Raw genomic sequence first — 18,488 nt, 5'->3', positions numbered from 1 at the left:
TCCACTTGAGTGGATTGCACGATACGGGCAGCATGAAGCGTCAAGAAGCGACATTTCCGCAAGCGTGACGTGAGAGGATTTCAAGCCTGATGTCCCGTGCTCCGCTCCATGCCCTGCAGGGCTTCGTGGCTGCCGCCCGGCTGGGCAACCTGTCGCGTGCGGCAGCGTCGATGAACCTGACCGTCAGCGCGCTCAGCCATCAGATGCGGCAACTGGAAGAGCGGCTCGGGCAGCCGCTGCTGATCCGTCAGCCGCGGGGTGTCTCGCTCACCCTGGAGGGACAGCGCCTGCTCGACCAGGTGGGGCCGCACCTGGATGCGATCAACGAAGCCTTCCAGCCCTATGCGGCGCGTGCCGAGCACGTACTGACGATCAGCGCGGTGCCATCGATGGCGTCGGCGTGGCTGGTACCGCGCCTGGGTCATTTCGTGGCTGAGCACCCACAGATCGAGATCAACCTGCAGTCGAGCGAGCGCCTGGTCGATTTCGAGCGGCAGCGCCAGTTCGACGCCGCGCTGCGTCTGGGCAGCGGGCAATGGCCGGGCCTGGTGGTGGAACCGTTGTTCGATGAATGGCTGCTGCCGATGGCCAGCCCGGCGCTGATCGAACGCATGGGAGGGATCGAGCGCGTGCCGCTGAACCAGTGGCCGCTGCTGGGTGATCCGGACGGCGCCTGGGGCGCGTGGTTTGCATTGAGTGGGCAGAGTGCGCCGGCGCGGTTCGTGGCGGTGCTGGATGATTCGGAGGCGCACCATCGCGCCGCTCTGGACGGCGTGGGCGTGGCCCTCGGCCGAGTGACGCGGGCGAGGCTGCTGCTCGACTCCGGCCAGCTGGTCGCACTGTCCAGCCAGCGCCTGAAGACGGCGTGGCCGCATTGGTTGGTGTACCCGCAGCGCTCGGCCAGCCATCGCGGCTTCCTCGCCTTTCGCGACTGGTTGCACGCGCAGGCTGCTGAGCATGTGCGACACATGGCAGACGCGCATCCGTAGCGTCGCGGCATGCTCGACCATCGCATCTGCATCTGTAGAGTCGGGCCACGCTCGACTGCGCTTGCGGAGGGCGAGTCGAGCATGGCTCGACTCCAAACTCATCGCACCAGCGTGACCGCCTGCCCGCCACGCGCGAACGCTTCCTCCAGCAACGGGCCCGCCTTGATCGCTTCCACTTCCTCGAACAGCGCCCGCAGTGCATCGGCGGGGCGCGAGGCCGGCGCCGCGACCGCCTGCTGGATCACGGTGAAACGGTCGGCCAGCACGCGGTGGCCGGGATGCGCCTGCGCCCAGGCGGCCAGCGGCTGGCGCACGCCGGCAGCGGCATCCAGGCGCTGCAGATCGAACAGGGTGATGGCAGCGGCCGACGTCTCGGCTCGCTCGATCATCGCGTGGCGCAGTTCACGGCTGAGAAACAGGTCGTAGGCTGCACCGCGGCCCACCGCGATGCGCAGCCCCTCGCGGTCGAGGTCGGCCACCTGTTGCGCAGGGCTGTCCTCGCGCACCAGGTAGGTGCCTTCGATCTCCACATAGGGGGCGCTGAAGGCGATGCGGTCGGCACGCGCCGGATCGATCGCCAGGAAGGCCAGATCCCAGGCATCTTCGGCGGCCGCGGCAACCACCGAGGCTGCGGCGTCGTGGCAGGTGAAGCGGGCCTGCACGCCCATCCGTTGCGCCAACGCGGTCGCCAGTTCCAGTGATGGACCGCGCGGTGAGCGCGCATCGCCCTGTGCCAGCACAGGGTTGCCCAGGTTGATGGCCACGCGCAGGAAGCCCAGCGGTGCCAGCGCACCACGATGATCGGCCAGGGACATGCAGGACTCCGCGGGGAAAGGGCGGTTCAGCATGCCAGTACGGACCTGCAAGGCAGTGTCAGTATCCGGTTATCCTGCGGACATGAACCCCATCCTGCACGTCGAGATACCGGTCACTGACCTGGCCCGGGCCATCACGTTCTACCAGCACTGGCTGCAGGTGGCGGTGGACGAACCGATCCTGCAGCACGACTGCCGGATGGCCTACCTGCCGTTTTCCGATGAGGCCGCCGGTGCCAGCATGGCGCTGGTGCGGGGGGCCGACTATCTGCCCTCCGTCCACGGTGCGCGCATCTACATCGGCGTCGATGACCTGGACGTGAGCCTGGAGCGTGCACTGCAAGCGGGCGCTGCGCTGCGCTTCGGACCGGCCGACGCGGGCGACTGGCGCGTGGCCGAGATCTTCGACAGTGAAGGCAACCGTATCGCGCTGCAGGCGCGCGCGGTTGCGTAGAGCCGAGCCCATGCTCGGCTGCTGTTGACCCAGCAGCCCAAGCTCAGCCGAGCATGGGCTCGGCGCTACAAGGTTTCGGCGCGTGAGCGCTGCAGCCAGTCATTGATCGCCGGGTCAAGCCGCGGGTCTTCGGGCAACTGCATGCCGAAGCGTTGCTGCAGTACCTCGCGCACGTCGGCAACATCGTGCAGCGGACGCTTGTCCGGTACCTGGCCGGGGCGGTACTCGGTGTAGTTGCCGCTGCCGATCGTGCGGCGCCAGTCCGGCCCGGTCAGCGATGCGCGCAGCTGGCCGGGGAAGCTGGAATCGGGATGGGTGCACACGTACCAGTTGCCCACCACGTTGTCGATTGGTGCCGGCGCCTGCCGGTCGAACCGATACATCGCCCGCCAGCCATCGTGGGACTCGGCCGACAGCACGAAATCACCGTTGCCAGGCAGTCGGCGCAGCAGGTAGCGCTCGTGCGGCGTGGCCTGTGGCTGCGGATCATGCAGGCGCAGCGGCACGGTCGGGGTCAGGCTGCCGAAACCGGCATCCACCAGCCAGTCATCGCCGTCCACCTGCACGCGCAGCAGCAGGTGGGTGCGTGCGGTCAGTTCGCCGTCCTGGGCGGCCAGCAGCACGCGCGCGCTCAACGGCTGTGCATCGAAGCCCAGCGCCTGCAGCAGTGCCAGCAGGCCGCCATTGAGTTCGAAGCAGTAGCCGCCACGACGGTCGTCGAGCAGCTTGCGCTGCACGCTGTCCAGGTCGATCGGTACTGCATCGCGCAGCAGGCAGCTGAGGGTTTCGAACGGCAGCAGTGCGTTGTGGCGCTGCTGCAGCAGGGTCAGGCCGGCCAGGGTCCGCGGTGGCGGTGCATCCAGCTGCAGGCGCTGCAGGTAGCGGGGGACATCGAGCGTCGTCATGGAGACACCGGGCGGGGGAGGGATGCCCACTGTGCTCCCCCAACCGGGGTTGAGGTCAAGCGCGGCGGCCGTGTCATGCCTCCGTCGCCTGCACCCGGTACAAAGGCCGCGTCCACCAGCGATGGGGGGACGCAGACGAAGAAAGCCCTAAAGTTGTCCTGAGTCAGGCCGATAAAGATGCGTCTTTCCGCCTGGAGTCTGTCATGTCGGCCGTTGTCCCCCACCTCCGGTCCCTGCGCACGCGCCTTGCTGCGTTGCACTCGGCGTCCCCTGGGCTGCTGCGCTGGCTGCAGCCACATCGGCTCAGCGTGGCCAACAAGCTCAACGCCACACTGTGGATCTGCGGCCTGGGCCTGGTGGCGATCGCTGCTGTCTACGCCTGGACTGGCCATGCCAACGCACTGGCTGCGCGCAGCCAGGCCAGCTACCAGCGCGGCAGCGATCTGGCTGCCAGCCTGTCCACGCGGGTGGCCGAAGCGCGTCGCCTGCAGGCCCAGTATGCACGCAGTTTCGATGATGCCGACCGCGCGCAGCTGTTGGCCACGCAGAAGGCGTTGCAGACCGATCTGCAGGCGCTGCGCGCGATGCCGATGGATGCTGGCCGGCGCAAGGCCCTGCAGGCGCTGACCGAAGCCGCCGACGCGTTCTCGCAGGGTGTGGCCGCCCTGTTCGAACGGGTCGACGAGATGGGCCGTGGTGATGCCGGCCTCGCTGCGCAGCTGCAGCAGGCCGCCGACACTCTGCAGGCGCAGGTGGATGTGCAGCAACGGCCCGCGCTGGCGCTGTCCCTGCAGAAGATGCGAAGGCAGGAGGCACTGCTGCTGCTCGACGGTGATTCCACCCACGCCGACCGCGCCAGCGAGGAGAAGCTGCCGTTCGACCTCGCGCTGGCGGGCCTGCCTGCGGATGTGCAGGACACCCTGCGCACCGGGATGGAGGCGTATCAGGCCGCATTGCTGGGGTATGCCGCTGCCCGTGTCGGCCTGGATGTGGAAGCGCAGTCGCTGCTGGGTGCCGCTGCGGACGTAGCGCCTGCACTGGCCGCATTCCAGCGGGCGCAGGTGGCGGCGCTGGCCAGGGCGCAGGCACGCCAGCAGGCCGGCGCGCGCACCATGAGCGTGCTGTTCGCACTGACCCTGCTGCTGGTGGCCGGCGTGCTGATCACCAGCCTGGTGCTGGTGCTGCGTGCGGTGCGCCGGCCGATCCAGGACACCCTGCGCTTCGCCAGCGACATCGCCGACGACCGCCTCGACACCACCCTGCGCGTCTACAACGCCAACGACGAGATCGGCCAACTGGCCCAGCGCCTGGTCGACATGCAGCAGCGCCTGCGCGCGCGCATCGAGATCGAGCGTGCGGTGGCCCGCGGCAACACCCGCGTGCGCCAGGCATTGGACAGCGCGCAGACCGGCCTGATGGTGATCGATGCGGAAGGGCAGGTCGCCTACGCCAACCCGGCATTGCTGCAGCTGCTTGAACTGCCGAACGAAGCGCTGGTGGGCAGCGACGCGGTACGCCTGCATCCGGCGTTGGCCAGCTTGGCCGGCGTACGCCAGCGCGAGGAGCGCGAGATCGGCCATGCCGGCGTGCGCTACCAGCTGATCGCCAATGCCATCACCGACGAAGGGCATTTCCTCGGCGTGGCAGTGGAGTGGCGCAGCCGCGCGCTGGAAACGCTGCTGGAAACCGAAGTGGCAGCACTGGTCGACGCCGCCGCACATGGCGACCTGCACGGCCGCATCGCGCTGGAGGGAAAACAGGGCTTCGTGCGCACGTTGTCGACCAGCATCAACCGCCTGCTGGCGACCTTCGAGACCAACCTCGGCGATCTGCAGGCGCTTCTGGCGGCGCTGGCCCGTGGTGACCTCAGCGTGCGCATGGAAGGTGAGCTGCAGGGCGTGTTCGCACGCATGCGCGACGATGCCAACGCCACGGTCGCGCAACTGGGCCGCATCGTCACCCGCATCCAGCAGGCGACGTCCAGCCTCGACACCGGTGTGGGTGAGATCGTTGCCGGTCACCATGATCTGTCGCAACGTACCGAACAGCAGGCGGCCAACCTGGAAGAGACGGCAGCGTCGATGCACGAGTTGACCGACACCGTTGGCCGCAATGCCGATGCCGCGGGCCGCGCCGATGCCCTGGTGCAGGGGGCGGCCGCGGTGGCCCAGCGCGGTGGCGAGGCCGTCGGCCAGGTGGTCGCAACCATGCATGGCATCAGCGAGGCCTCGCGGCGGATCGGCGACATCACCCAGCTGATCGATGGCATCGCTTTCCAGACCAACATCCTCGCGCTGAATGCCGCGGTGGAAGCTGCGCGCGCAGGTGAGCAGGGCCGCAGCTTCGCCGTGGTGGCTGCGGAAGTGCGCCTGCTGGCCCAGCGCAGTGCCGAAGCGGCCAAGCAGATCAAAGGACTGATCGAGGATTCGGTGGCGCGTGTTGGCCAGGGCAACCAGCAGGCCGAGCAGGCGGGCATCACGATGGGCGAGATCGTTGGCAGCGTGCAGCAGCTGGCCGAGCTGCTGGCCGGTATCCGCAGTGCATCGCAGGACCAGCATGCCGGCATCGCGCAGGTGAAGCAGACCATCGTGCAGATGGAAGCCAGCACCCAGTGCAACGCCAGCCTGGTGGAAGAGGCTGGTGCCTCCACCGCGCAGATGCAGGCGCAGGTACACGCGCTGGCCGAAGCGGTGGGCGCGTTCCAGTTGCAGTCGATGCCACAGGCGCGCGCTGCGGCCTGATCGTGCTCCGGTAGTGCCGGCCGCTGGCCGGCACGCCCTGATCATGCCGGCCGGCGGCCGGTACTACCCTTGTGGCTCAATACACGTCGCGACGGTAGCGCCCGGTCTCCAGCAGCGTTTCCACTGCTTCATCACCCAGTGCTTCGCGCAGCACCTGGTCCACACCTTCGGCCATGCCCAGCAGCGAACCGCAGACGTGGATGACCGCACCGCGCTGCATCCAGTCGCGCAGGGCATCGGCTGCTGCACGCAGGCGATCCTGCACATAGCCGCCCTTACCATCGCGCGAGAACGCCAGGTCCACCCGCGCGAGATGGCCATCGCCCTGCCACGCTTCGATCTCATCGGCGAACAGGAAGTCGTGCGCGCGCTGGCGTTCGCCGAACAGCAGCCAGTGCCCGTGCTCACCTGCATGCGCGGCTTCGCGCAGCAGGCTGCGCAGGCCCGCGATGCCGGTGCCATTGCCGATCAGCACCATTGGCGCACCGCCAACGCGATGGAAACCGGGGTTGCGGTGCACACGGGCCACGATGCTGGCACCGACAGGCGCATGCAGCGACAGCCAGCCCGAACCCAGGCCGGTGCGTCCGGTTTCGTCATGGACCAGCCGTACCACCAGTTCGACCGCACCGTCATCCGTACAGGATGCGATGGAGTACTCGCGCCCCGGCAGCAGTGGCAGCCCTGCCAGCCAGAGGCAGGCATCCTGCACCGCCAGCGCAGCATCGGCATCGGGCAGCTCGCGCTCGCTGGCCAGCGCCAACAGCGTGCGCGGCTGGCCGTCAATCAGCAGCGGCTGCTGGGGATCCAGCCCATGTGCCTTCAGCACCGCAACGGCGTGCCGCGCGTTGTGGCGGGGCGCGATGTGCAGGATGTCGCCCGCCTGCCACTGCACATCGGCCGGTGGCGCAAGACGGATGTGCCAGATGGCGCCGCCCACGCTGCCTGGATTGAGGCGGTCACGGCCGAGCAGGCGCCACTCGTGCATCTGCGTCGCGGTCGGCAACACGCTGTCATCGGTGGCGATGCCGGTCAGCGCGCCGAGATGTTGCTGCCACTGGCGCAGCGCCGGTATCGCAGCGGCATCGACATCGATGCGCTCGAACAGCGCACGTGCCCCGTTGCCCAGCAGCCAGCCATCGAATTGGCGGCCAAAGCCGCAGTAATGCGGGTACTGGCGGTCACCCAGGGCGAGCAGGCCGAACTGCAGGCCCGACAGATCCCGCGCTTGTGCCAGCAGCCGTCGCGCAGCGCCCCGTGCCGCATCCGGAGGTTCGCCATCACCAAAGGTGCTCAGCACGAACAATGCCTGTGCGGTGCGTGCCAGTCGCGCGGCATCGACGCGGGCCAGCGGCAGAACCTGCACTGCATGGCCGGATGCTTGCAGCTGCGCGGCAGCGCGCCATGCGAGTTGTTCGCCCAGTCCGCTCTGGCTGGCATGCACCACCAGCCACGGCGTGCCATCGCCATCTGCAGGTGTTGCTGGTAGCGACTTGCGCAGCCCGCGCGCAGCGCGCTGGCTGCGGCGCCGGTCCAGGTACAGCAGCCAGCCAGTGATGAAGAACAGGCTCATGCCCAGGCTGCTGAGCATCACCACCACCCGCCCGGGCATGCCGAAGTAACTGCCCGAGTGCAATGCGAACACGCTGGTGGCCAGCTGTCCTCCGGTGCCCTGGCGCGCGTAGGGGCGTGAATCGAGGATGGCCCCGCTGGCCGGATCCAGCTGCAGCAGATCGTGCGCGCGGTCATGCCGCCCACCGCGCTGCGACGGGTCACCGGCCATCACGCGCACATTCAGTACCTGCCCCGGTTTCTCCGGCAGACGCAGGTCGATGTAGCCGGTGCGCACGCCGGGCAGCGCATACAGCGTGGCTTCGATGCGCTCCAGGTCCAGGGCGGCGTCGGCGGCGACCTTGTGTTTGGCGGCCGGTGCGACGCCCAGCAGGGTGTTGGCGGCGCTGCGGTACCAGTCGAAGGACCACCACAGGCCGGTCAGCGCACTCATCAGGTAGATCAACAGCACCCAGGTGCCGGCCACGGAGTGCAGGCTCCACAGGAAGCCGCGTCCACTGCGCTTCCACTCTACTGCCAGCCAGCTGCGCCAGTGCCCCCAGCGTCGTGGCCAGCGCAGGTAGAGCCCGGACAAGGTGAAGAACACCAGGGCGATGGCGCAGCTGCCGGTGATCCATTTGCCGCGCTCACCGGCGGCAAGATGCCGATGCAGGTCCTCGACGAAGTCAAAGAGCGCCTGCCCGCGCAGGGCGCTGAAGCGCTCACCGCTGTAGGGGTCGAAGTACACCCAGTGTTCCTTGCCGCCAGCAAAGCGCGCCACCGACGGTCGCTGGCCGGTGGCATCCACGCGCAGGCGCTGTAGGGGGCGATCACCGCCGGCCTGCAGCAGCGTTGCCAGTTCGCTGAGTTCGAGCGGAAGCTGGCCATCAGCATGGTGTTCAGCGATCTCGGCGAAGCCGGGGTTGGCCGCTCGCAGCAGCTCATCCTCGAAGGACAGCACGGCGCCGCTGAGGCCCATCACGGCCAGTACGGCGCCGGCGGTGATGCCCAGCAGCCAGTGCAGTTGGAACAGGACGTTCTTGAACATCGAAGGAGGGGGCCCCGAAGGCTGCCGCCCGCATCCTGCGCAACAGCAAATGAGAATTAATCGCGGAATTCTCCGTGGCGGACGGGCTACGGTCAAGGAGGGTCTTGTTGCAGGGCTTTGCAGCCCTGCACCCGCTACAAGCCGGAGCAACGTCAACGTCAAAAGCTGGCTTTCCGTGGGTTGGCGGGGTGGGTCCGGTTGAGGGGGACGCTGCAAGTACGTCCATGTAAGCTCGGTCGCCGCTTGCTCGTGTGCGCTGTCCTGCGCACACGGCAAGACCAGGGTTGGGCGTCCTGCCCAACCCGCCCGAGGCATGCCTCGGGCCCATGCGGCTCACGCCCCCTCAACCGGACCCACCCCGCCTTCGACAGATTTCCGCGATCTGTCGGAAATACTCTTGGGGTCAGATCCGTTTTCCGTAGGAAAACGGATCTGACCCCGGAATTTCATTCGATATCTGACAGATGTGTCGACCAAGGTCGACACCTACCAACAGCCGGCGGAATCTGTCGAAGGTGGGGCGGTGTGGCTGTGCAGGACCGTTGGCGCCATGGATGGCGCCATCGAGCCCCCATGGGTGAGGGCGCTTTGCTTGCGAAGCACTGCTTCGCAAGCGCCCGAACGCACAGCCGCCAGCGGCTGGGCCGGACCCCGGAGGGGGGTTTACGGCGTGTCCTGCACAGCCACAGCGCCCCGCCATCCCACGGAAAGCCCGCTTTGGCTTTGGCTCTGGCCGTTGCCGTTGCATTGAGCAGGGTGCAGGGCTGCAAGCCCTGCAAAACCCCCCCCCTCACTTCACCCAGCTGTCGATCTCGCCGTGGGCGAACGGTCCCAGCTTCGCCTTCACCAGCCGCCCCTGTGCATCGAACAGCACGCTGTAGGGCAGCAGGCCCTGTGTATTGCCAAGCTGCACGCTGGCATCGCGCGGCCCCGGGGTCTCGATCACGATCGGGTAATCCACCGGTACCCGCTGCAGGAAACGGCGCACGTCCTCCGGCGTATCCAGCGCCAGTCCCAGCACCTGCACACCGTGCTCGCCCTGGACATGTGCGAAACGCGCCAGTTCGGGCATTTCTTCAACGCAGGGCGCGCACCAGCTGGCCCAGACATTGATCAACAGCGGGCGACCGCCAGCGTGCTGGCGCAGGTCCAGCGGCCGGCCTTCAAGATCCGGCAGCGACAGTGCGGGCAGGCTTTCGCCGACCTGCAGGGTGGGTGCGGCAGCCGCCACAGCAGGCGCTCCCGGCACGGCCTCAGGCGCCACCGGCGCCGGTGTCAATCGATGGCCGGCCCACAGGCCAAGGCCGGCGGCCAGCACCGCTGTCCACAGCAGCGCTGGCCGTTGCCACTTCATCGTGCGGTGCGCAGCAGCGCTTCCTCCACCACCGCCTGGGTCAGCAGGGTCGGCAGCACGGTCGGCGGCGCGCCGGGGCCGTACACCACGTACAGTGGCACGCCGACGGCCTTGTGCTCTTCCAGGAACGTGGTGATCTGCGGGTCGACATTGGTGTAGTCGCCGCGCATGTACACCGCGTTGGTGCGCTTGAGCAGTTCCTTGAATTCCGGCCGCGACAGCACGGCGCGCTCGTTGGCCTTGCAGCTTACGCACCAGTCGGCGGTCATGTTGACGAACACCACCCGGTTGTCGGCGCGCAGGCGGTCCAGCAACTGCGGTGAATACTCGACCACGTTGTCGCTGGCGGCCTGTGCGGCCCGCGCCGGCGGTGCGAGCTGGGTCACACCCCAGGCCGGCACCAGCGCGCCGATCGCCAGCAGTACGCCCAGCAGTGTCACCGCACGCGAGCCGGTCCAGCGGTTGCGCTCGAACAGCCACAGGCCGAACGCCAGCAGCAGCAGGCCACCCAGCACCAGCGCCATGCCATCCACGCCACGCTGCTTGCCCAGCACCCACAGCAGCCACAGCGCGGTGGCATACATCGGGAAGGCCAGCACGTGCTTGAGCGTTTCCATCCACGGGCCCGGCTTGGGCAGGCGGCGTGCGAGCGCCGGCACGAAGCCGATCAGCAGGAACGGCAGCGCCAGGCCCAGGCCGAGGAACAGGAACACGGTCATCGCCTTCAGCGGCGGGGCAATGAACGCATAGGCGATCGCGCCACCCATGAACGGGCCGACGCAGGCACTGCCGACCACGCAGGCCAGCGCACCGGTGAAGAAGTCACCGGCCGGGCCGCTGCGGCTGGCCAGCGACTGGCCCAGATTGCCGATGCCGCCGCCCAGGGTGAACACGCCGGACAGGCTCAGGCCTACCGCGAACATGATGTAGGCCAGCGCCGCCACCACACCCGGGTGCTGCAGCTGGAAGCCGATGCCGACGGCATTGCCGATCGCGCGCAGGCCGACCATCAACGCGCCGATCACGGCGAACGCGACCAGCACGCCCAGCGTGTACCAGAGCGCGTGGCTGCGTGCGCGCTGCGCGCTTTCGCCGCTCTGCGCCAGGCTCAGCACCTTCAGCGAGAGGATCGGCAGCACGCAGGGCATCAGGTTCAGTACCAGGCCACCGGCCAGCGCCAGCAGCAGGACCCAGACGAACGAACGATCAGGATTCGGCGTCGTCACCGGCGGACGCGTGCGCAGCGCATTGTCGCCCTGTGCATCGGTGGCGAATTCACTGCTGGCGGTGGCGCCACCTGCGGCGGCCGGTGCCGCTGCATCCGTGTTGGGCACGGTTGGCAGCAGGCGTAGCGGGGCGCCGTTGGCGGCTTCGCGCGGTGCACCGTTTGCAGCAGGCAGCGGGTTGATCACGTCATTGCGCGCTGGCGCCTGGTCGGCGCTGGCGCTGACCTTGCCGGCCGGAATCGACAGCTTCACCCGGCGGGTCATCGGCGGGTAGCAGATGCCATCGGTCTGGCAGCCCTGGAAGGTCACCACCAGGGTGCTGTCGACGGCATCAGTGACAGCGCGGCGCAGCGGCAGCGGTACTTCCACCTGGTTGAAGTAGACCGAGACATCGCCGAAGTGCTCGTCGCGATGCGATTGCGCGGCTGGCCAGCGCGGCTTGCCGGCCAGCACGCCGGCGCTGCCTTCCAGCTTCAGCGAGGTGCGGTCGCGATACAGGTAATAGCCGGGCGCTGGGCTGAAGCGCAGCAGCAGCGTGTTGCCGTCGCTGGCGATGGCATCGAAGCCGAACGCCTGTTCCGACGGCAGCGGCAGGGCCTGGCTGTTGTTGGCCGCGCCCGGCAGGCGCAGGCCACCGCTGTTGCCGGCACCGGCCAGCGGGTTATTGAACGGGCTGGCCGCACCGGCACGCGCGGCAGGCACCGCCGCCGCACCGGCGCCCGGCAGGGTGACCTGCACCACGCGCTTCTGCGGCGGGTAGCAGACACCGGCATCGGCGCAGCCCTGATAACGCACTTCCAGGCTGATGGTGCCGGCAGCGTCGGTCGGCGTGCCGGGCAGGGTGGCCAGCAGGCGCTCGCGATAGGTCTCGACCTCGCCGAAGAAATCGTCGTGGTGCTTGTCGCCCTTGGGCATCTGCAGCGCGCCGGCATTGAAGGCCGGGTCGGCTTTGACGCTGGTGCGGTGGCGATACAGGTAATAGCCTGGCGCGATCTTGAACTGCAGCTGCACCTGGCCACGTTCGGGGGCAGTGGCGGTCAATGCGAACGCCTGGTCCACCGGCAGCAGGTCTTTCTCATCCAGGGCGAAGGCGGGCAGCGAAAGGCACAACAGGGCGCACAAGGCAGCGCCACGCGCAAACAGAGTCTTCAATCAGTGTCCTCCCGGGTCTGTGCCCGGATCCAATCCAGATACGCCGGCAGGCCGGCCCGGGTTTCGACCGCGATGCACTCCGGGAGTTCATACGGATGCAGTTCGACGATCCGGGCGATTGCGTCATCGACGCGGCTCGCGGTGGTTTTCACCAGCAGCTGCAGCTCGGCGTCGGTGGTCACCTCGCCCTGCCAGCGGTAGGTCGACTGCGCGCCATCGAGGCGGGTCACGCACGCGGCCAGGCGCTCGCCGACCAGCGCGTGCGCGATGCGCTCGGCACTGGCCCGGTCCGGGCAGGTGGTCAACAGCAGCAGGACGGGATCGACGGTCGACATGACCATCGAGTATAGGGCCGCCACCGGGCCAGGGCCCGGCGGCGGCCGTGGACCGCTGCGTTGCGCGGTCAGTTGGCCAGCTGGCAGGTGGCCGGCTTGGCCGAGGTGAACAGGGCCGGGGTGGCCCACTCGGGGTGGTCGATGAACGGGTTGCGGTTGCCCTGGAAGCTGTAGACTACGTCATTGCGCGCACGCTCGGCATCATCCGGCGGGTCGGACAGGTGCCAGTCGATCAGGGTCGACAGCAGGCCCATGTAGGCCGGTGAGCTGCTGGTCTTGACGATCTTGCTGCGGTCGTCGGTCAGCTCCAGGTCCGGCTCGGACTGGCCGGTCGCCGCATCCTTGCCGCCCTCGTAGCGGATCGCCATGTACATCACCGCACGCGCCATGTCGCCCTTGCGCTTGCCCCACACCTCGAAGGTGCCGGTGTTGCCGTCCGGCGTGCGCACCCAGTTGGAGTTGCCCGGATAGCCACCGCTGCCGCCACCCTGGCCGTTGTTGGCCTCGGTGGCGCGCTCGCCGCAGCTGGCGTCGCACTTGCCGAACGGCTTGTTGCCACGATCGGCGTTCCACTGCGCGTCGGTCAGGTACAGCATGTGGGTGTCGGTATACGGGGCGTACGGCAGGCCCTTGTCGCCGGTGGTGGTGGCAAAGCCCAGCGAGTTCGGCCAGGTGTGCTCGCGGTTGTAGGTCAGGCCGCTGCCGGTGCCCGCACGATCACTGACCTTGGCGTAGCTGCGGTTGCGGTAGGCATCGAGGATGCGGTTCGGGTTGTTCGGATCCTCGTCGGCGATTTCCAGGATGGTCCAGGTATTGGTGCCCGAGCCGCTGTACGGGTAGGCGGTATGGCCCTTGATGGTGGCGTGCAGCGAGCAGCGCAGCTGGCTGGGGCTGCTGGTGTTGACCCTGGAGTAGTAGCCGGCCGGCACGCCCGGGTTGCCCGGGTCCGGATTGCCGCCGGTGCTGGCCACGGTGAAGGCGATGCGGCTGTCGGCGGCCGGGTGTGCGCCCTGCAGGTCGGTGATGCGCGCGGCGCGGATGTCGAAGCGGCAGGCTTCACCGGCCACCAGCGCGGTGTTGGTGGACAGCTTCACGCTGCGGCCGCTGGCCGGGAAGGTCAGCGGCACGCTGCCGGAGGTGCCGCAGCTCAGCGCGAACGCGCCGCTGGCCAGGTTCACGGTTTCGCTGAACACCACTTCCAGATCGGCCGCAGCCGGGAAGGTGCTGCTGCCCTGCGCCGGGGTGGTGGTGGACACCGACGGCGGCGTGTTCGGGCCTGGCGTGCCACCGCCGCTGAAAGTCTGGCCGTTGTTGCAGCTGCCGAAGGTCTGGCCGGCCGATTCGGCCCAGGTGAAGTGGGTGTACTGGCTGCCGCTGCCGGTCAGCTGCAACGAGGTGCCCGGCGCGGTGCTGTTGGTCTCGGCTACCGGGATGTTCTGGCTGGTCATGCCGGCGGCGGGGCCACCGGAGGCGGTGATGGCGCCCTCATAGCTGAGGAACTGGACCACTTTGCCACTGGCATCGACCAGGGCGATGCCGTCGGTCGGGCCGTTCTGGATCCCGTTGGTCGGGTAACTGACCACGGCGATGGTGGCGCTGCCGCAGCCGGCGGCGGTGCCGGCCGGGACCGGGTTGTTGGCATAGACGGTGGCGGCGGACGGATTGCTGCCGTTGTAGAGGTACAGGCGGTAGCCGGACAGGTCCTCACCGGCAGTGGCTACGACCTCGATCGCTTCGCCGACGTCACCGGCGGCGGTGCTGTCGTCGTAGTGCAGTTCGTTGATGAAGACCTCGGCCTGGGCCGGCGCAGCGGCCAGCGCCAGCAGGCAGGCTGCGGCAAGCGGGGACAGCAATCGCATCGACTCCTCCTTGTGATTGGGAATGCCGGACCGAGCCTAAGGCCGATCCAGTGACACTTTGTCGTAAATGAACGTCAGATGTCTGACAGTGCGACGCTTGTCACCGAAATTGATCTGGACCGACGCCCTGGCCGAGGCGCGCGGGTGGAAAAATTTTTTCATTCCGCCCTTGAAAGGGGGCGGCGGGGCTCCATCTCTGCCCTGCTCCCGACGTTGTCGGGTTTCTTCACGTGCGGTTCTGGCACTCGCCTGGGGCGAGTGCTAACATCGCCGGACTTTTTTAGACCAATCAATCACTTAAGAGGTCTCCTATGAGCATCAAGCCGCTGCACGACCGCGTTGTGGTCAAGCCGATCGAAGCCGACGAAATCTCCGCCGGTGGCATCGTCATCCCCGACTCGGCCAAGGAAAAGTCCACCAAGGGTGAGGTCGTGGCCGTCGGCCCGGGCAAGCCGCTGGACAACGGCAACGTGCGCGCGCCGTCGCTGAAGGTCGGCGACAAGGTCATCTACGGCCAGTACGCCGGCAGCTCGTACAAGAGCGAAGGCGTCGAATACAAGGTCCTGCGCGAGGACGACGTGCTCGCCGTCATCGGCTGAGCCCCGGCGCGACCTGTTCCATCCCCTGATTCCAACACCCAGCCGCCGGGCATGGCCCGGCGCTACCAGATGAGGTAACTGCACATGGCTGCCAAGGATATCCGTTTCGGTGAAGATGCCCGTTCGCGCATGGTGCGCGGCGTCAACGTTCTCGCCAATGCCGTCAAGGCCACCCTGGGCCCGAAGGGCCGCAACGTCGTGCTGGAAAAGAGCTTCGGCGCCCCGACCATCACCAAGGACGGCGTCTCCGTCGCCAAGGAAATCGAACTGGCTGACAAGTTCGAGAACATGGGCGCGCAGATGGTGAAGGAAGTTGCTTCGCGCACCAACGACGACGCCGGCGACGGCACCACCACCGCCACCGTGCTGGCCCAGGCCCTGATCCGCGAAGGCGCCAAGGCCGTGGCCGCCGGCATGAACCCGATGGACCTCAAGCGCGGTATCGACAAGGCCGTGTCGGCCGCCGTCGCCGAGCTGAAGAACATCTCCAAGCCGACCGCCGACGACAAGGCGATTGCCCAGGTCGGTACCATCTCGGCCAACTCGGACGAGTCGATCGGCCAGATCATCGCTGACGCGATGAAGGAAGTCGGCAAGGAAGGCGTCATCACCGTTGAAGAAGGCTCGGGCCTGGACAACGAGCTGGACGTGGTCAAGGGCATGCAGTTCGACCGCGGCTACCTGTCCCCGTACTTCATCAACAACCAGCAGTCGCAGACCGCTGACCTGGATGACCCGTTCATCCTGCTGCACGACAAGAAGATCTCCAACGTCCGCGACCTGCTGCCGGTGCTGGAAGGCGTCGCCAAGGCCGGCAAGCCGCTGCTGATCGTGGCCGAGGAAGTCGAAGGCGAAGCGCTGGCGACCCTGGTGGTCAACACCATCCGTGGCATCGTCAAGGTCGTGGCCGTCAAGGCCCCGGGCTTCGGCGACCGTCGCAAGGCGATGCTGGAAGACATGGCCGTGCTGACCGGCGGCACCGTGATCTCCGAAGAAGTCGGCCTGTCGCTGGAAAAGGCCACCATCAAGGACCTGGGCCGCGCCAAGAAGGTGCAGGTCTCCAAGGAGAACACCACCATCATCGACGGCGTCGGCGACAAGGCCAACGTTGATGCCCGTGTGGCGCAGATCAAGACCCAGATCCAGGACACCTCCTCCGATTACGACCGCGAGAAGCTGCAGGAACGCGTGGCCAAGCTGGCCGGCGGTGTTGCCGTGATCAAGGTCGGCGCCTCGACCGAAATCGAGATGAAGGAAAAGAAGGACCGCGTCGACGACGCCCTGCACGCCACCCGTGCAGCCGTTGAAGAAGGCGTGGTCCCGGGCGGCGGTGTTGCCCTGGTCCGCGCGATCACCGCGCTGGCCGGTCTGAAGGGCGCCAACGAAGACCAGAACCACGGCATCCAGATTGCCCTGCGTGCGATGGAAGCCCCGCTGCGCGAGATCGTTGCCAACGCCGGTGACGAGCCGTCGGTCATCATCAACAAGGTCAAGGAAGGCACCGGCAGCTTCGGCTACAACGCGGCCACCGGCGAGTTCGGCGACATGCTGCAGTTCGGCATCCTGGACCCGACCAAGGTGACCCGTTCGGCGCTGCAGAACGCCGCCTCGATCGCTGGCCTGATGATCACCACCGAAGCCATGGTGGCCGAAGCTCCGAAGAAGGACGAGCCGGCCATGGGCGGCGCCGGTGGCATGGGCGGCATGGGTGGCATGGGCGGCATGGACTTCTAAGTCCCCGCTGTCACCCTGCAATGAAAAACCCCGCCGGAAGGCGGGGTTTTTTTGTGGCCGGTCGGAATCAAAGTAGATCCACGCCATGCGTGGATGCCGCTCCCAGGCGGGGATCTACGCGCGGCCCTCGCGCCGCTGCAGCCACAGGTGGGCCACCAGCAGGGCCAGTGCGCCTCCCGCGATCATGCCCTGTACCCACGGCAGCTCCGTGATCGACGCAAGCAGCAGGCCCGCCGCCATGCCGATCAGACTGGCGCCGGCTCCCACCCGCTGACGTCGCTGCCGATGTGCCGCCTGGCGATGGCGTGCAGCGATGCACAGACGTCGTGCACCCGGCTTCAACACCGCTTCGGCAATGGCATCGATCTCTGGGCGATTCATCCTGTCTCCTGCATTGCATCCGTGTCTGCATGCTGCACGACTGCGGGACCTGTGTGCAACGGTAACGCTTCGATCATCTGACAAACGCCTTCGCCGCGCCGTACTCCCACTGCCACGGCACGCCGGTGTCGCCCAGCACGAACGCCACCAAGGCCGGGAAGGCCGCCTCTGCCCGCACATCGTTGCCCAGGATCACCACGCAGCGCTGGTGCTGCTCCATGCATACCAGCGTATTGCCCACCGCATCGTCGTGGCCGCCCTTGTAGAAGCCTGCGCCCTGCGGGCCGAGAAACGTCACCACGCCCAGGCCAGCCGCCAGGTCCTTGCGCTGCTGCGCCTTCGGCAGCTCCGGCTGCAGGGTGGGGAACTGGCTGGCGGTGGTGATCTGCAGCTGCGGCCGCACCAGCTCCCTGCGCATCGCCGCTGACAATCCATCGCCGCGCACGTAGCCAGCGGCGAAACGGGCCATATCGGCGATGGTGGTATCCATCGAACCAGCCGCACGCACGCGGCTGCGTTCATCGTGCGGCTCTGTATTGCCTTCGGCGGTCCAGCCATCGGCCAGGTTGCCGGCGAAATCCGCGCGCCACAGCATGCTGGTGCGCGCCATGCCGAAGCGATCGAACACGCGCTGCTGCATCAACGCACCCACATCCTCGCCCAGCCGCCCGCGTTCGATCACGAACTGCAACAGGATCAGTCCTTCTCCGGAATACCCATATCGACTACCCGGATCGAAGTGGAACTTCAGGCGCCCATCGGGCTCCAGAACGCCGAAGTTGGCAAAGCCACTGGAATGGTTGAGCAGCAGGCGCGGGGTGAGCTGGCGCCAGCGGGCATCTCCGGCCAGCACACTGTAGTCGGCGTACTTCTTCGGTTCCGGTGGATAGTCCGGCAGCGGTTTGTCCAGGGCGGTAGCGATGCTGGCATCCAGATCGATCCGCGCGTCCTGCGCCAGCTGTGCGACCAGATGGCCGAAAGCCATCTTGGTCAGTGACGCAGCGTACATCACGGTGTCGGTGCGCAGCGGCTCGCCTGCGGCGTTGCGTTCACCGTAGGCGGCCACATGCACCACCTTGCCGCCATCGATCACCGCCAGAGCCATGCCGCGCGCGTGGGCGGCATGCATCAGGCGCTGGGCTTCGGCATCGATGTGGGCCGGCGTGGGTACCGGGGGCGGCGCGGCCAGCACGGCCAGCGGGAACAGCGTCAGCAACAACAGGGCAACACGGCGCATGCGTGGACCTCCTGGCGGGACGTGGCGCGATGCTACCGCAGCTTCGGCTGCTTCCACCCCTTGTGCCAGGAGCGCGCCCTGCGTGGATCGGCGGCTGGCCCGGCCAGT

General features: G+C 67.7%; 14 protein-coding genes. 5 read left to right on the top strand and 9 right to left on the bottom strand.

The window, feature by feature from the left end; all coding sequences use genetic code 11:
* Positions 1 to 89 precede the first annotated feature (89 nt).
* Positions 90 to 989, top strand: a complete 900-nt coding sequence (locus tag AC5P8J_RS13335; protein WP_134730090.1) for a LysR substrate-binding domain-containing protein — start codon at positions 90 to 92, stop codon at positions 987 to 989.
* A gap of 98 nt (positions 990 to 1,087) precedes the next feature.
* Here the strand turns inward: AC5P8J_RS13335 and AC5P8J_RS13330 are convergent, their stop codons facing one another.
* Positions 1,088 to 1,804: a transporter substrate-binding domain-containing protein gene (locus tag AC5P8J_RS13330; RefSeq protein WP_134730088.1), complete on the bottom strand. Its 717-nt coding sequence runs from the start codon at positions 1,802 to 1,804 to the stop codon at positions 1,088 to 1,090.
* A gap of 82 nt (positions 1,805 to 1,886) precedes the next feature.
* On the opposite strand from AC5P8J_RS13330, the gene AC5P8J_RS13325 reads away from it, so the two are divergent.
* The gene (locus AC5P8J_RS13325; protein ID WP_134730086.1) at positions 1,887 to 2,258 is read left to right on the top strand and encodes a VOC family protein; all 372 of its coding nucleotides are present in this window, start codon (positions 1,887 to 1,889) and stop codon (positions 2,256 to 2,258) included.
* Between the two features lie 65 nt (positions 2,259 to 2,323).
* Here the strand turns inward: AC5P8J_RS13325 and AC5P8J_RS13320 are convergent, their stop codons facing one another.
* On the bottom strand, positions 2,324 to 3,163 hold the full coding sequence (locus AC5P8J_RS13320; protein ID WP_111102229.1) for an arylamine N-acetyltransferase family protein: 840 nt from the start codon (positions 3,161 to 3,163) through the stop codon (positions 2,324 to 2,326).
* A 203-nt stretch (positions 3,164 to 3,366) separates the two neighbouring features.
* Here AC5P8J_RS13320 and AC5P8J_RS13315 point away from each other — a divergent pair, with 203 nt between their 5' ends.
* Complete coding sequence (locus tag AC5P8J_RS13315) at positions 3,367 to 5,904, top strand: methyl-accepting chemotaxis protein (RefSeq protein ID WP_134735079.1); 2,538 nt, start codon at positions 3,367 to 3,369, stop codon at positions 5,902 to 5,904.
* Between the two features lie 76 nt (positions 5,905 to 5,980).
* On the opposite strand, the gene AC5P8J_RS13310 is transcribed toward AC5P8J_RS13315, so the two are convergent.
* The 5 genes from AC5P8J_RS13310 to AC5P8J_RS13290 all read right to left on the bottom strand — a co-directional run bounded on the left by AC5P8J_RS13310 (position 5,981) and on the right by AC5P8J_RS13290 (position 14,429).
* Positions 5,981 to 8,503: a PepSY domain-containing protein gene (locus tag AC5P8J_RS13310; protein WP_134735078.1), complete on the bottom strand. Its 2,523-nt coding sequence runs from the start codon at positions 8,501 to 8,503 to the stop codon at positions 5,981 to 5,983.
* Between the two features lie 790 nt (positions 8,504 to 9,293).
* Positions 9,294 to 9,857, bottom strand: a complete 564-nt coding sequence (locus AC5P8J_RS13305) for a TlpA family protein disulfide reductase (protein WP_111104312.1) — start codon at positions 9,855 to 9,857, stop codon at positions 9,294 to 9,296.
* Positions 9,854 to 12,235, bottom strand: coding sequence for a protein-disulfide reductase DsbD family protein (locus tag AC5P8J_RS13300; protein ID WP_227852508.1), 2,382 nt, complete (start codon positions 12,233 to 12,235; stop codon positions 9,854 to 9,856). Before AC5P8J_RS13300 ends, AC5P8J_RS13305 begins: the two co-directional genes overlap by 4 nt.
* Entirely contained in the window at positions 12,232 to 12,570 is a 339-nt protein-coding gene (gene cutA / locus AC5P8J_RS13295; protein ID WP_010481118.1) for a divalent-cation tolerance protein CutA, read from the bottom strand. Before cutA ends, AC5P8J_RS13300 begins: the two co-directional genes overlap by 4 nt.
* Positions 12,571 to 12,638: 68 nt before the next feature.
* On the bottom strand, positions 12,639 to 14,429 hold the full coding sequence (locus AC5P8J_RS13290) for an endonuclease (protein ID WP_111097641.1): 1,791 nt from the start codon (positions 14,427 to 14,429) through the stop codon (positions 12,639 to 12,641).
* A gap of 311 nt (positions 14,430 to 14,740) precedes the next feature.
* Between AC5P8J_RS13290 and AC5P8J_RS13285 the strand changes: the two genes are divergently transcribed.
* A complete protein-coding gene (locus AC5P8J_RS13285) occupies positions 14,741 to 15,028 on the top strand; it encodes a co-chaperone GroES (protein WP_005411227.1) in 288 nt (95 codons plus the stop codon).
* Between the two features lie 84 nt (positions 15,029 to 15,112).
* Entirely contained in the window at positions 15,113 to 16,762 is a 1,650-nt protein-coding gene (groL, locus tag AC5P8J_RS13280) for a chaperonin GroEL (RefSeq protein WP_005411226.1), read from the top strand.
* Positions 16,763 to 16,876: 114 nt separating this feature from the next.
* Here the strand turns inward: groL and AC5P8J_RS13275 are convergent, their stop codons facing one another.
* On the bottom strand, positions 16,877 to 17,143 hold the full coding sequence (locus AC5P8J_RS13275) for a hypothetical protein (RefSeq protein ID WP_206621887.1): 267 nt from the start codon (positions 17,141 to 17,143) through the stop codon (positions 16,877 to 16,879).
* Positions 17,144 to 17,216: 73 nt separating this feature from the next.
* Positions 17,217 to 18,380, bottom strand: coding sequence for a serine hydrolase domain-containing protein (locus tag AC5P8J_RS13270; RefSeq protein ID WP_206621886.1), 1,164 nt, complete (start codon positions 18,378 to 18,380; stop codon positions 17,217 to 17,219).
* Between the last annotated feature and the right edge of the window lie 108 nt (positions 18,381 to 18,488).

The sequence above is a fragment of the Stenotrophomonas sp. YJH_SMC_37 genome (assembly GCF_059370035.1).
Note: the sequence above shows the minus strand (reverse complement) of the source record. Positions and strands in the feature narration are given on the sequence as shown.

Coding starts and splice junctions, on each gene's coding strand:
- AC5P8J_RS13275 (WP_206621887.1), bottom strand. CDS start 17,143: ATGAATCGCCCAGAGATCGATGCCATTGCCGAAGCGGTGTTGAAGCCG.
- AC5P8J_RS13310 (WP_134735078.1), bottom strand. CDS start 8,503: ATGTTCAAGAACGTCCTGTTCCAACTGCACTGGCTGCTGGGCATCACC.
- AC5P8J_RS13325 (WP_134730086.1), top strand. CDS start 1,887: ATGAACCCCATCCTGCACGTCGAGATACCGGTCACTGACCTGGCCCGG.
- AC5P8J_RS13330 (WP_134730088.1), bottom strand. CDS start 1,804: ATGTCCCTGGCCGATCATCGTGGTGCGCTGGCACCGCTGGGCTTCCTG.
- AC5P8J_RS13305 (WP_111104312.1), bottom strand. CDS start 9,857: ATGAAGTGGCAACGGCCAGCGCTGCTGTGGACAGCGGTGCTGGCCGCC.
- groL (WP_005411226.1), top strand. CDS start 15,113: ATGGCTGCCAAGGATATCCGTTTCGGTGAAGATGCCCGTTCGCGCATG.
- AC5P8J_RS13290 (WP_111097641.1), bottom strand. CDS start 14,429: ATGCGATTGCTGTCCCCGCTTGCCGCAGCCTGCCTGCTGGCGCTGGCC.
- AC5P8J_RS13285 (WP_005411227.1), top strand. CDS start 14,741: ATGAGCATCAAGCCGCTGCACGACCGCGTTGTGGTCAAGCCGATCGAA.
- cutA (WP_010481118.1), bottom strand. CDS start 12,570: ATGTCGACCGTCGATCCCGTCCTGCTGCTGTTGACCACCTGCCCGGAC.
- AC5P8J_RS13335 (WP_134730090.1), top strand. CDS start 90: ATGTCCCGTGCTCCGCTCCATGCCCTGCAGGGCTTCGTGGCTGCCGCC.
- AC5P8J_RS13315 (WP_134735079.1), top strand. CDS start 3,367: ATGTCGGCCGTTGTCCCCCACCTCCGGTCCCTGCGCACGCGCCTTGCT.
- AC5P8J_RS13320 (WP_111102229.1), bottom strand. CDS start 3,163: ATGACGACGCTCGATGTCCCCCGCTACCTGCAGCGCCTGCAGCTGGAT.
- AC5P8J_RS13270 (WP_206621886.1), bottom strand. CDS start 18,380: ATGCGCCGTGTTGCCCTGTTGTTGCTGACGCTGTTCCCGCTGGCCGTG.